The sequence below is a fragment of the Sporosarcina sp. YIM B06819 genome (assembly GCF_033485175.1).
Classification (GTDB): domain Bacteria; phylum Bacillota; class Bacilli; order Bacillales_A; family Planococcaceae; genus Sporosarcina.
On the sequence record NZ_JAWLIQ010000045.1, the window covers coordinates 1 to 12,186 of the forward strand.

Here is a 12,186-nt window from a genome sequence, read left to right on the forward strand (position 1 = left end):
TATCTGCAATAAAACCACTGGCAATGATGAAAGGAAAAATCATCTTTTCATTGAAATTCAAATTTCGTACCATTGCAAGCACAATTGGCGTGAGTATAAGAGCAGCCCCATCGTTTGCAAACAACGCAGCAACTACTGCACCTAGAAGGCTGACGTAAACAAACATGCGAATACCGCTACCTTTTGCTAATCTCGCCATATGTAGCGCAGACCACTCAAAGAATCCAATTTCATCTAAGATTAAGGAGATGATAATAATCGCGATGAAAGCGAGCGTTGCATTCCATACAATCCCCGTTACGTCTATAACGTCCTGAAAATTGACTACCCCTACTAACAAAGCAACTACTGCACCAATACAGGCAGACCATCCAATCGATAAGTTTCTAGGCTGCCAAATGACAAAAATCAGTGTGACTATGAAAATCAATGATGCGACAATAACTGAAGTCAACGTTCTTTCCCCTCTCTACTCACAACAAATACGCAATCCTTGTGCTTCTAGTTCAGTTACTAATCCACCTTGCCCTGGAAGGCGTTCAAGAACACTTTGTATAAACGAATAATCTTCGTGCTCTTCATTTATCGAGTAGAAGATCCATTTTCCTTTACGCGTTTCTTTCACCAATTCAATATCTCTTAGTTTACGCAAATGCTGGCTAATCGCCGGTTGACTCATTTTGAAAATCTCTACAAATTCACAGACGCAGCAATCATGAGATTGCAACAATTTCATCATCGTCAAACGCGTCTGATCCCCAAGCAATTTTAATAGTTGTGATGCTCGTTGCATATCAATTGTTGCTGTTGTATTCATCTATCATCCCTCCACGACATTATCATATAACTATATAGTTATATATGCAAATAGATTATCTACATTCTTCAAGAATTCTTTTCTTCCAAAGCTAAAGAATCATCAGTTGAAGATTCCGTTGAGGTATTACAAGCCGAATTACTTCCTTGGCAGAAAATTTGCCATCAGTAAAGCACCTCCAATTGCCGGATGTGTCTAACAATTGGGCTGTAGTTCATTGAGCAGTCCCCTTTATTACTCAACCAAGCTTTCCTAACCATTCCAAAAGCATATGTTGCTCATCTTAAATTTGGAGTTAGAAAGTAAGCTGAGTTGCCTGAAGTTGAAAACCTTTACTCCAGCATCTCCCCATTTATCTTGAATTTAAGTACATTCCCTTTACATAAAGCATAGGATAATTTATCAGTTGTGAAGGGATTGATAAAAATGTATTACGCTCCAAATATGTATCAATATCCTTATTATGTTAATTTACCGATATGTAACTATTGTAGACAGTCTGGTTACTGGACTAATCCTGTTGGGGAAGAACATACAAACAGATTTTGTTCTTTTCGCCCCTCCAATGGAAGCATTTTGTTAACAGATTATGGAGCAGAACCGTTTGTCGTCAATATTAATAAAGCTACGAAGCAAAACAATACGTACCGTACCGCTTTATGGACAGGAACTTATTTGCAAGTTACCTTAATGAGTCTCAATGTTGGCGAAGATATCGGCTTGGAAATGCACCCTAACGTTGACCAATTCTTACGTGTTGAACAAGGCCAGGGTATTGTTCAAATGGGTAAGAGTAAAGATAATTTAAGCTTTGAAAGAAATGTCTGTGACGATTCTGCAATAATGCTACCTGCCGGAACATGGCACAATATAATTAATACAGGTAATATTCCGCTAAAACTTTATTCGATTTACGCTCCTCCTAACCATCCATTTGGTACAGTTCATGCAACAAAAGCAGATGCAGAGGCTTCAGAAGAAGGTTATGGTTATGGTTATGGTTATGGTCACGGCAATGGAGATACAGTTGTTTTTGGCAGGACGCCAGATGAATGGATAAGGTACACGAATTTTTTGGTGAATCAAGGGTTAGAGGATGTTAAAAGAGGAATAAATGCTACACATATTCTTCAAGAATTTATTTTAATGGGAGTTCTTGTAGGGAAAGGGTATTCTCCTGAAAAAGCATATGAAACAGTAGAAGGATGGGAACGTACAGGAAAATCCAAACTTCTTCAGCAAAGCAAAAATATGGAGAGTTAGAAGTGGAAGCATATAGTTGATTACACAATTGGGGCAATACTACAATAAGGTACCAGTTTTTTTATTATTCTACTAATAAGTGCTTTAGTTTAAAGACACATATTAGAAAGAAAAATGGCTTGGTGAAAAATCCAAGCCATTTTTTTTGTAAGTTTTAATTTTGGAATAGTTTACGTAACAATCCTAAAATTAAAGGGGCAATAATGGGCGTAAATGCAGCAGTTATCGGAATTTTAATCTCTGCTTTTTATTTTCCGATTTGGACAAGTTCAATCTTGGCCCTGTCGATTTTGCTCTAGCTGCAATTTTGTTTAGTATGCAAGCCTATTGGAAACTTCCACCTTGGATTATTGTGCTTTCTGGAGCTATCGGTGGATCATTAATATCTTTACTGTAATATAACAAAAAATAGCCCTTCAAAATTGAGGGCTTTTGTTGTTTTTAATTTCTCACCAGTCACCGCATTGTTTAGTATTGGGAATGAAAGCTCTTTATTTAACAATTGTAATCGGACAGTTCACATGCTTCATTACTTTGTGACTGACGCTACCGAGTACCATTTCTTGAAAAGTATTTAAGCCGCGACTCCCAATGACAAGTTGGTCAATTTCTTCTGAATTCACATACTTTATTATTTCTTGACTAGGATTCCCTTTTAACATGGTAAGCTTCGTTTTCACTCCGACATCTTTTGCAAGTTCTAAAACAGGATGCACTTTTTTCTCTCGTTTTAATGTTAAGCTCTCTGGGCTTTGCGATAACAGCCGCTCATCTTTTGCCTTATTATAATCCGATACGTAAATAATTTCTAAATGTGCATCAGGTAAGTATTTACAAAGTGTAATAGCATGTTTTGCTGCACGTAAAGCATTTTCTGACCCATCAATTGCTACAGCAATCTTCATGTAGATTCCTCCCTTATGTTAATCGTTTGTAAAGTTGTTCACTTGAAGAATTTAACCCTTGAATCTGTACCTTCACACCTTTTTGCTCAAGCTTCTGTTTCACTTTATATATTGCAGCTACTGCAGATTCATCCCACAGCTGACTATTTTCAAAATTAATGACGATTTCATTTTCTGAAACGTTATCGAATGACTGAATAAATTTCGTAGTTGACGCAAAAAACAATGGACCTTTTACCTTATATCCATCCAAATCATGCGTAACTGTCACACGAGAAATTTTTGCAACAAAGAAAAGCGCACTTAATATAACACCAATCACAACACCAATCGCTAAATTATGTGTATATAAAATAATAGCAACTGTAATAAGCATTACAAGTGATTCCGATTTAGGCGCTTGTTTCAAAAACTTAAACGAGCTCCAATTAAAAGTTGTCGCACTGACCATAATCATAACACCAACAAGAACAGGCATCGGTATTTTGACGACGACATCGCCCAAAACGATAATTAAAAACATGAGAAAAATACCTGACGTTAATGTCGATAAACGCCCACGCCCTCCTGATTTAATATTAATAATCGATTGCCCAATCAATGCACAACCTGCCATCCCACCGAAAAAACCAGTGATGAAGTTAGCAATCCCTTGCCCACGCGCTTCTGTATTTTTATTGCTCGGCGTATTTGTCATATCATCCAGCACTTGGGATGTAAGTAGTGATTCTAATAATCCGACCACCGAAAGCGCCAATGCATACGGCAAAATAATTTTTAACGTTTCAAAATTAAGCGGAATATTTGGTAAGAAAAAAATCGGTAACGAATTTGGCATTGATCCAATGTCACCAATCGACTGTAACTTCACGCCACTTAGGAGCGCAATGCCCGTCATGACCACAATGGCAATGAGCGGTGCAGGAATCGCGGTAAAAAATCGTGGAATCAAATACACCAATATTAGCGTAACGCCTGCAAAGACATATGTCATCATGCCACCACCTATTAAATAAGGCAGTTGCGTTATAAAAATCATAATACCAAGCGCATTCACAAAGCCTAGCATGACGGAGTTTGGAATAAAGCGCATCAAGTTCGCTACACCAAACAACCCAAGTATAAATTGAATGACTCCTGTTAAAATAGTGGCCGCGAGTAGATATTGTAAGCCATGATTCGCCACTAAGCTGACGAGTACTAATGCCATCGCACCTGTTGCTGATGAGATTAACCCAGGACGGCCACCGACAAACGAAGTAATGACCGCCATTGTAAATGAAGCGTATAATGCGACACGTGGATCTACACCCAGAATGAAGGCAAAAGCTAATGCTTCCGGAATGAGCGCCAGCCCAACAACGATCCCGGCTAAAATATCAGCGCGCACATTCCCAAACCACTGTTGTTTTAAAGTATGCATACTGTTCCCCTTTCATAAAGACAAAAATTTCAACATAGCTACTATCGATGTTAGAATGTATGTAGCATATCATTTTGATTCCCAAAAGTGAATAGTTTTGGGAAGTTAGGAGCAAAAAAATGAAATATGGATACATCCGCCCGATTGTTCAGGATCAACAATGCACCCATCAATTAAAAAAACTTTTCTTTGATACATTATTTAAAGAGGTACATGGACTTGCCAAGAAAAGAACTGAGCTTGAACAATTATTGATGTCTGTTCAAAAAGATGACGAGCTGTTCGTCCAAAATATCGCAGTATTAGCTGATTCGCTTCAGCAACTTTTAGATATTTTACGACTAGCAGAACGAGATCAAATCACCATTCACTTCGTCGATGAACAATTAACCAACCAAACGATACAAAAAGCTTCACTACTTCAAAGCGCTACGTTTTTTGCGGATTTGCAATCAAAGTTTCTAAGCCATTCTTCTACATTTACGCTACAAGCTGCTAAACAACAGGGAAAATCGATTGGTCGGCCACGAAAACCAGATGCCAATTTACAGCTGGCTTTTTCAATGTATGACAGTAAAAATTATACGTTATATGACATAAAAGAAGCGACTGGTATAAGTAAGACTACTTTATATCGTTATTTGGATGATCGCTCTACATTGTTATCCGATGAGAAAGAGTAGTAGTGATTATTTATTCATAAAGAATGAAGTACTATGAAATAAGAAAAAGTATTTATATATTCTTGATTTCAAGAGCATTACACCGTCATTCCGACGAAAAAAATCCCGTCACAAGCGGTACTTGGCAGGTTATTGAAAAATAAGACTCCACTAAATCTAAAAAAGGACTGAAGAATATTGGATTCTAAAAGAATAACACTGGAAAACGACCTAAAAATAGCATTTCATATCAGAAAAGAAGTATTCGTCAAAGAACAAAACGTCCCTTTAGAAGATGAGTTCGATGAATTTGACACACTTGACGGGCTTGCTGAACACATTTTAGTTTATTATAATGAGCAACCTGTCGGAACTGGACGAGTTCGATGGGTGGATGGCTTCGGTAAATTGGAGAGAATTTGCATCTTGGAGGCTTACCGGAAATTCGGACTTGGCAAAGTAATCACAAGAACATTAGAAGAAATCGCAGAAGAAAAGGGACTATCCCGAGTTAAATTACATGGACAAACACATGCAGAAGGTTTTTATAAAAAACTTGGCTATCAAACTTCATCCGATATATTCATGGAAGATGGTATTCCTCATATTTTAATGGTGAAGGATTTAGCTACTAAGTAAGGTATTTCAGGACCTTCGGTGCTCCCGGGAATTGGAATGGCCACATGATTAGCAGTTCCTCTTTCACTTTTCAAGAACTCGTCAGAAAACCCAAATGCCAAGGTTATGCCGATCATACTCTCCCTAATCATTGGGGCATTTTTTGTGATATTAATAGCAACGTCTTTCCCGCATGTTAGAGGGAAAGACGTTTTTCAATCAATACAAAAATCGCCACAAATAGAATGTCGCATAGGACTCCCAGCCCTTCCACGGAGCAGCTAGCTCCAATATTTCTTCTTTCGTCGGCTTTTCGTCCGCACCCGTTACATGCTTAATAGCATTATGTAGCCCTACATCAGCAATCGGGAACGCATTCGGGAATCGTAAACAGCGCATTAATACATAATTAGCAGTCCACGGACCAATACCACGGATATGGACAAGCCTTTTTTCAGCTTCTTTAAAGTCACCGGTTCCCCTTACAATTGATTTTGAAAGCCTTCCTTCGACAATCAGTTGAGCAACTCCAATCAGGTATTCACACTTTTTCACAGTCATTTTTAGAGATGCCAAATCCTCTACTGTCAAATTGGCAATGTCTTTCGCTTCAGGAAAAATCCAATATGGACGGCCCTCCCATTCAATCGACCTTCCGAATGATTCAACTAGACGCCTTTTTAATGTGTACGCATATGTCAAATTAATCTGCTGTCCAAGAATCCCCCAAACCAATGCTTCAAATAAATCCGGAATCCCTATATTACGTAGCCCATAAAATTCGTCAATTGCTCTTTTAAGCAACAAATCCTTTTCAGCCATTGCATAAAAAGGCTTTAAATCATTATCCAAGTCAAACCAATCGCGTATATAATGAACTACTTGATCACGTACTTTCTCGCCCGTTGGATGAAAATCCCCTAAAAAACGAAGGACAAGATGACCGTCTACGCCTTCGCTAACTTCTACCAAGAGTACTTCTTCCGCAACAGTAATTGCCTTCGTTATCTTTTCATCCTGAATTCCAAACATACACTCATTTGAAGATCGTAGCATGTACCCCAGATTTTCTTTAAAACTGAATTCTTTCGGAACCTTTATTACAACATCATCCATTCCCAAAACACTCCTTTTCTCTATCTATAGTTGTATCATATTAATCCAATCAAATATTTCGTTATCTTGCTCTTACATCCTCATAAGCACCTATTAACAAAATAATGCGGGTATACTAAAGGTAGAAAAGAGGTGATTCCATGAACAACAATCCAGACGCCATGCAATTGACGGATGAGCGATGGCAAGCGATTACGCACAATGACCAGTCATATGATACTATTTTTATTTACGCAGTAACATCAACGGGCATCTGTTGCCGCCCCTCTTGTAAATCTAGAGATCCTAAAAAAGAGAATGTCCGTATATTCAACGACGTCGATGAGGCAATTTCTGCAGGTTTTCGCCCTTGTAAACGTTGCAAGCCTGGGGGTATTCGATTACCCGATGAAGAATGGACAGCCCAAATCCAAGAATATATACAGACGCATTATCACGAACCATTATCATTAGTCATACTAGCAGATATGTGTCATGGAAGTCCCTATCATTTACAGCGAACCTTTAAGAGAGTTTCCGGGGTAACTCCTGCCGAATACATCCAGCAAGTACGAATTTCGCATGCGATGAGAGAACTCTCTACGGAGAGTAAATCCATTGCGGAAGTTGGTTTCTCTGTTGGGCTCCCGAATACGCCATATTTCATTACATTATTTAAAAATAGAACGGGTCAAACGCCTAAACAGTATCAAATGGAGGTGCAAGCTAATGAAGAAAAACATTGAGGATATCGTGTATTGGATGCTTCTAACACACGAATCATGGGCGATATATATTGCAGCAACAGCAACAGGACTTTGTTATGTGGGTTCACAATGTGCCACCTTCGAAGAGCTTGCTATATGGGTGGAAAAACGACTCCCTACTTATAGACTGTCGGAAGATGAGGATAGATTAAAACCTTATGCAATCGAATTAATTGATTACTTGGAAGGCAGACGGAAAAAGTTCACAGCACCAATGGATCTCCATGGGACAGTATTTCAACACGCTGTCTGGAAAGTGTTGCAAGACATTCCCTACGGACAGACAGTTTCGTACACAGAAATTGCCGAACAGATTCAAAAGCCAAATGCAGTACGTGCCGTCGGGACTGCGATTGGAGCCAATCCGGTCTTAATCACGGTCCCTTGTCATCGCGTCATCGCAAAAAGTGGGAAGTTAACCGGTTACAGAGGAGGTTTAGAGATGAAGGAGCAGCTACTAAAGCTAGAAAGATCATAAACGTGGAACCATGACTATGGTTTTAAGTGGAAGCATTATTGTCAATCTCTTTTCATTTATAAAAACGATTATTCCTTAAGAACAAAAGGCATCATCTCTTTTGAATAAAAAGAAATGATACCTTTGTGTTACCATTAACGCTTACTTGCTTTCTCCGTCATAAACGTAATAACCGCAAACAATGCAAAGCTGACTAGTAAAACAGTTCCACCCACAATGTAGAAAATGAGTGACAGGGTTTCATTGACATTAAACGGCTTCAAAAATTGTAACCACATACCTGTCGTCAAACCGATTGCTCCAATAATTCCCGTCCAGCCTTGAAGTGTAAGCAACTTTTTTGCCCGCACTTTGTAAATCTTGTAAAAGACGCCCCAAGCAAATAATGACAACCAACCGACCAATAAAATATGTGCGTGAATCGGACGGAATGCGTATGACCCCGCTCCCGCCATATGTGATCCCAACACCGTTCCGATCAAACCAAAAATTGCCGCTACACGAATCAATCGTAAACTCCATTTTTCCTGCATATTGAATTCCCCCTGTACTGTTCATGTTATACCCTTATTGTAAACAGCCTATATGAACGGAAGATGAACAGGACATTACAACTTCGGCAATCGCACCGTAAAAGTCGTCCCTTCCCCTATCTGACTGACAACATCAATCGTTCCACCATGCAGCTTCACAACTTGTTGAACAATCGATAATCCAAGTCCTGTCCCACCCGTTTGCTGCGTCCTCGAATCATCCGCCCGGTAAAAACGGTCAAATATCCGCACCAGCTCTTTTTCACCAATGCCAATACCTGTATCACGAACCGTTACCGTAACCTCGTTTTCCCGTTCCGTTAATAAAATATCAATGGCCCCACCGATTTCCGTATATTTCAACGCATTCAGTACGAGATTCTCCCATACTTTCTCAAGAAATGCCGGGTCACCCATATAACGAACCTCATCAATATCCATCGACAATGACATTTCCTTCTCTTCTAGCAACCATCTATACTTGCGAACTGTCTCCTTCAGTTGTTCATCTAAGTCAAAAGTTCTCCTATTAAGCGGTGACGATAACTGATCTAGCGAAGTAAGTAGCAACAACTGCTTCGTCAATGAAGACAAGCGTTCCGTTTCCGATTGAATTACGCTCGCATAACTTTTCCGCGATGCCTCCGGCAATTCGTCATCCAATAACAGCTGCGCATAGCCTTTAATATTGAGCAATGGCGACTGAAAATCATGCGACACATCACTGATGAACTCTTTCCGTATTCGATCATTTTCGCTCAGCTTCTCCGTCATCTGCTGAAAACTGTTCGCCAGCTGTCCAATTTCATCTTTTCGATGAATATCAAGTGTCCCGGTAAACTGTTCTTCTCCAACCTTTTTCGTCGCAGCCGTCAATGCTGTAATCGGATCAATCAGCTTCTTCGCGACCATTAACATCGCCAACAAACTAATCACCGCCATCACCAGTACCATGCCGCCAAGGATATAATGGACTTCTGTGAACAGCATCTTAATATCCGGCCGCAGAAAAAGTGCATGCCTCTCTCCCCCATATATAAACGGCGCCCCCACCGTATTAGCCGACTCATCTGAGAAAAATCCCGTCACAAATGTTTCACTCGGAAGATTTCCCATCCCATGATAGACTTCCCCATTCAATACCTGATCTATCGCCTTTTTCGATAGATTTTCAATACGGAACGGTTTACCATACAACTTCGCTTCACGTCGTTCACTCACAACATACAGCTTATACCCCATCGCAGACTGTGCCGCTAAATAATCCTCAAGATTCAATCCTTCATTCAATTGGATAAAAGACGCGACACTCTTTGCGATGATCATATTTTTCTCATCATTCTGCCCCTTCAAATACTGATGATAATATGTATTGACCGCCAAAAATGCAATAGTCCCGCTAATCACCATAATCGCGGCCGTCATGGCGATGAACTTACCATACAGCGACCTCACGAGGATACCTCCAGCTTATAGCCAACTCCCCGTACCGTTGAAATCTTCACATCTTCCGTTAGCTTGCCTAACTTTTCCCGCAACCTTTTAATGTGCACACTCAACGTCTGTTCATCCCCTTCATAATCATAGCCCCATACCCGCTCCAGCAATAGCTCGCGTGCAAAGACATGATTCAGCCGTGATGCTAACACCGACAACAACTCAAACTCTTTCAACGGCAAAAGTAGTACCTTCTTGCCAACAGACACTTCATAGCTCTGACGATTAATCTTCAGCGGACCTGCCTCAATAAACACATCTACCACCTTATCATATCTACGTAAAATGGCATTGATCCGAAACAATAACTCCTTCGGTTCAAAAGGCTTCACAACATAATCATCAGAACCCGCAAGGAAGCCCTTCTCCTTATCCTCCAACTCCCCCTTAGCCGTCAACAATAAAACCGGGATATCCGCTTCGGCTCTCAGCTTCTTCGTCAGCTTATACCCATCCATCCTCGGCATCATCACATCCACCACCGCCAAGTCAGGCAAGTCCGTCTCCAACAACTCCAGCGCTTCAAAACCATCTGATGCCTTCAATACTGTATACCCCGCTTGTAACAATTGAATACTAACCAACTCTAAAATATTCGGATCATCATCCACCACAAGTATTTTCATCATCTACTCCCCCTCCTTCGCCATTCGGCATTCAACAAACCCGAAAACAATATAATAACTGCCGACAAATAAAACCAAAGAACCAATAAAATAATTCCCGACAACTGGCCATATAATAATGTATAATCTACATTTGATACATAATCCCCAAACACAAGTGAAAACAATTGCCAGCCAAGCGCAGAAAAAATGGCGCCAGGAAGTACTTCTTTTAACTTCATTTTACCCGTTGGTACAACTTTATAAAATAACAGGAAAAACAGAAACAAAAACAGTGTTCCTAAACCCCATTTAACATTGGGCCAAACATATATCCATCCTTGCCACTGTTCAATCGTATCATAATACGTCACAACTCTATACAATGCCTTCTCAATGATTGGCAGGAACAACGACAGTGGGATGACAAGCATAAAGACCAGCGTCACCCTAAGATCACGTAATAGCACTTTCCAAAATGCATATCGTCGCACATAGCCATTTGCCAGATCTAGCGAACGTGCTAGCGACTGAACCGCCATCGAAGAAATCCAAAATGCCGCTATCAGGCTTGTATACAGCACTTTTCCCTGTCCTTTATTCAAAATCATTCGGACATTTCTCTCTATAATAACGAAGGCTTCATCCGGAGTGAAGGGCCTAAGAAACATTAGAAGTATTTCTTCATTCACCGGAAACAAACTAAGCAAGGAAAAGATAAATATAAGAAATGGGAACATCGACAGCAATAGATAATAAGCTGTCTGTGCTGCCTGGTCAAAAAAACGTTCCTTGAAAAAACGACTTGCGACATTTCGAATAGTTCTCATCTACTCACCCCTCTACTTCAATATACCCTATTCGGAATAAGACAATAGGATACCCATGAGAAAGAATAAGAAACATTACGGGCCATTTTTTAGTGGAATGACCGAACCTGGGGTGTGCAGAAATTGTAAGACCTATCAGGCGTGTAATTGTAAGCCGGACAACGAAGAGTCCGGTTTGTATAACTTCTGTTCACTTTGCAGAAGTTATATAATAAATATTTACTATATTGACAAAGTTATTATTAAACACAAAAAAGCCATTACCTATTGGTAATGACCTTACTTAGTGCCCGGCGACGTCCTACTCTTGCAGGGGGAAACCCCCAACTACCATCGGCGCGCGAGCTTAACTTCCGTGTTCGAGCTGCGAAAGGCGATGCGCGGCGGATTTCTTCGTCAGTTTCAGTCGTCCGGTTCTCGCGTATATCATACGCTCCGATCCTCCTACCTTCACTTCCTCGAACTCCACCACACTTCCCCTTTCTCGCATTCCATTGAACAAGTTCACAAGGTAAACCTTCGGTTTCTATTTTCAGACAACAAAAAAGCCATTACCTATTGGTAATGACCGTGTGCCCGGCGACGTCCTACTCTCACAGGGGGAAACCCCCAACTACCATCGGCGCTGAAGAGCTTAACTTCCGTGTTCGGGATGGGAACGGGTGTGACCTCTTCGCCTTCGTCACCAGACTA

Annotated in this window: 14 protein-coding genes, 1 rRNA gene and 1 pseudogene; 6 read left to right on the plus strand and 10 right to left on the minus strand. The window is 40.3% G+C overall.

What is annotated here, in order from left to right:
* Both R2B72_RS18030 and R2B72_RS18035 read right to left on the minus strand, forming a co-directional pair.
* Positions 1 to 454: ArsB/NhaD family transporter (locus tag R2B72_RS18030; protein WP_318618255.1), on the minus strand; the 454-nt coding region annotated here is incomplete at its 3' end.
* Positions 455 to 469: 15 nt separating this feature from the next.
* Positions 470 to 817 (minus strand): metalloregulator ArsR/SmtB family transcription factor, encoded by a 348-nt coding sequence (locus R2B72_RS18035; RefSeq protein ID WP_318618256.1) that lies wholly within the window; start codon positions 815 to 817, stop codon positions 470 to 472.
* A gap of 426 nt (positions 818 to 1,243) precedes the next feature.
* On the opposite strand from R2B72_RS18035, the gene R2B72_RS18040 reads away from it, so the two are divergent.
* On the plus strand, positions 1,244 to 2,080 hold the full coding sequence (locus tag R2B72_RS18040) for a cupin domain-containing protein (RefSeq protein ID WP_318618272.1): 837 nt from the start codon (positions 1,244 to 1,246) through the stop codon (positions 2,078 to 2,080).
* Between the two features lie 158 nt (positions 2,081 to 2,238).
* Positions 2,239 to 2,477, plus strand: a pseudogene (locus tag R2B72_RS18045) (chromate transporter); the annotation flags it as partial.
* A 94-nt stretch (positions 2,478 to 2,571) separates the two neighbouring features.
* On the opposite strand, the gene R2B72_RS18050 reads toward R2B72_RS18045, so the two are convergent.
* Both R2B72_RS18050 and R2B72_RS18055 read right to left on the minus strand, forming a co-directional pair.
* Positions 2,572 to 2,985, minus strand: coding sequence for a universal stress protein (locus R2B72_RS18050; protein ID WP_318618257.1), 414 nt, complete (start codon positions 2,983 to 2,985; stop codon positions 2,572 to 2,574).
* Positions 2,986 to 2,998: 13 nt separating this feature from the next.
* Entirely contained in the window at positions 2,999 to 4,408 is a 1,410-nt protein-coding gene (locus tag R2B72_RS18055) for a SulP family inorganic anion transporter (RefSeq protein WP_318618258.1), read from the minus strand.
* Positions 4,409 to 4,527: 119 nt separating this feature from the next.
* On the opposite strand from R2B72_RS18055, the gene R2B72_RS18060 reads away from it, so the two are divergent.
* Positions 4,528 to 5,091, plus strand: coding sequence for a recombinase family protein (locus R2B72_RS18060; RefSeq protein WP_318618260.1), 564 nt, complete (start codon positions 4,528 to 4,530; stop codon positions 5,089 to 5,091).
* 177 nt (positions 5,092 to 5,268) lie between these two features.
* Complete coding sequence (locus R2B72_RS18065) at positions 5,269 to 5,709, plus strand: GNAT family N-acetyltransferase (RefSeq protein WP_318618262.1); 441 nt, start codon at positions 5,269 to 5,271, stop codon at positions 5,707 to 5,709.
* 198 nt (positions 5,710 to 5,907) lie between these two features.
* Here R2B72_RS18065 and R2B72_RS18070 read toward each other — a convergent pair whose 3' ends face one another.
* A complete protein-coding gene (locus tag R2B72_RS18070; RefSeq protein ID WP_318618263.1) occupies positions 5,908 to 6,804 on the minus strand; it encodes a DNA-3-methyladenine glycosylase in 897 nt (298 codons plus the stop codon).
* Between the two features lie 140 nt (positions 6,805 to 6,944).
* Here R2B72_RS18070 and R2B72_RS18075 point away from each other — a divergent pair, with 140 nt between their 5' ends.
* Together R2B72_RS18075 and R2B72_RS18080 are read left to right on the plus strand one after the other, a co-directional pair.
* Positions 6,945 to 7,529, plus strand: a complete 585-nt coding sequence (locus tag R2B72_RS18075) for a bifunctional transcriptional activator/DNA repair enzyme AdaA (protein ID WP_318618264.1) — start codon at positions 6,945 to 6,947, stop codon at positions 7,527 to 7,529.
* The gene (locus tag R2B72_RS18080; RefSeq protein WP_318618265.1) at positions 7,513 to 8,028 is read left to right on the plus strand and encodes a methylated-DNA--[protein]-cysteine S-methyltransferase; all 516 of its coding nucleotides are present in this window, start codon (positions 7,513 to 7,515) and stop codon (positions 8,026 to 8,028) included. Before R2B72_RS18075 ends, R2B72_RS18080 begins: the two co-directional genes overlap by 17 nt.
* 134 nt (positions 8,029 to 8,162) lie before the next feature.
* Here the strand turns inward: R2B72_RS18080 and R2B72_RS18085 are convergent, their stop codons facing one another.
* From R2B72_RS18085 to rrf, 5 genes are all read right to left on the minus strand, one after another.
* Positions 8,163 to 8,561 (minus strand): hypothetical protein, encoded by a 399-nt coding sequence (locus R2B72_RS18085; protein ID WP_318618267.1) that lies wholly within the window; start codon positions 8,559 to 8,561, stop codon positions 8,163 to 8,165.
* A gap of 75 nt (positions 8,562 to 8,636) precedes the next feature.
* Positions 8,637 to 10,016, minus strand: a complete 1,380-nt coding sequence (locus R2B72_RS18090) for a HAMP domain-containing sensor histidine kinase (protein ID WP_318618268.1) — start codon at positions 10,014 to 10,016, stop codon at positions 8,637 to 8,639.
* Positions 10,013 to 10,684: a response regulator transcription factor gene (locus R2B72_RS18095; protein WP_318618274.1), complete on the minus strand. Its 672-nt coding sequence runs from the start codon at positions 10,682 to 10,684 to the stop codon at positions 10,013 to 10,015. Before R2B72_RS18095 ends, R2B72_RS18090 begins: the two co-directional genes overlap by 4 nt.
* The gene (locus R2B72_RS18100) at positions 10,684 to 11,493 is read right to left on the minus strand and encodes a YihY/virulence factor BrkB family protein (RefSeq protein WP_318618270.1); all 810 of its coding nucleotides are present in this window, start codon (positions 11,491 to 11,493) and stop codon (positions 10,684 to 10,686) included. Before R2B72_RS18100 ends, R2B72_RS18095 begins: the two co-directional genes overlap by 1 nt.
* Positions 11,494 to 12,067: 574 nt before the next feature.
* Positions 12,068 to 12,183: ribosomal RNA gene (rrf, locus tag R2B72_RS18105) — 5S ribosomal RNA — on the minus strand.
* Positions 12,184 to 12,186 lie beyond the last annotated feature (3 nt).

Bases quoted from the DNA above. Each gene is read 5' to 3' on its own strand.
- R2B72_RS18095 (WP_318618274.1), bottom strand. From the start codon at position 10,684: ATGAAAATACTTGTGGTGGATGATGATCCGAATATTTTAGAGTTGGTT.
- R2B72_RS18070 (WP_318618263.1), bottom strand. From the start codon at position 6,804: ATGGATGATGTTGTAATAAAGGTTCCGAAAGAATTCAGTTTTAAAGAA.
- R2B72_RS18050 (WP_318618257.1), bottom strand. From the start codon at position 2,985: ATGAAGATTGCTGTAGCAATTGATGGGTCAGAAAATGCTTTACGTGCA.
- R2B72_RS18060 (WP_318618260.1), top strand. From the start codon at position 4,528: ATGAAATATGGATACATCCGCCCGATTGTTCAGGATCAACAATGCACC.
- R2B72_RS18085 (WP_318618267.1), bottom strand. From the start codon at position 8,561: ATGCAGGAAAAATGGAGTTTACGATTGATTCGTGTAGCGGCAATTTTT.
- R2B72_RS18035 (WP_318618256.1), bottom strand. From the start codon at position 817: ATGAATACAACAGCAACAATTGATATGCAACGAGCATCACAACTATTA.
- R2B72_RS18055 (WP_318618258.1), bottom strand. From the start codon at position 4,408: ATGCATACTTTAAAACAACAGTGGTTTGGGAATGTGCGCGCTGATATT.
- R2B72_RS18040 (WP_318618272.1), top strand. From the start codon at position 1,244: ATGTATTACGCTCCAAATATGTATCAATATCCTTATTATGTTAATTTA.
- R2B72_RS18080 (WP_318618265.1), top strand. From the start codon at position 7,513: ATGAAGAAAAACATTGAGGATATCGTGTATTGGATGCTTCTAACACAC.
- R2B72_RS18100 (WP_318618270.1), bottom strand. From the start codon at position 11,493: ATGAGAACTATTCGAAATGTCGCAAGTCGTTTTTTCAAGGAACGTTTT.
- R2B72_RS18075 (WP_318618264.1), top strand. From the start codon at position 6,945: ATGAACAACAATCCAGACGCCATGCAATTGACGGATGAGCGATGGCAA.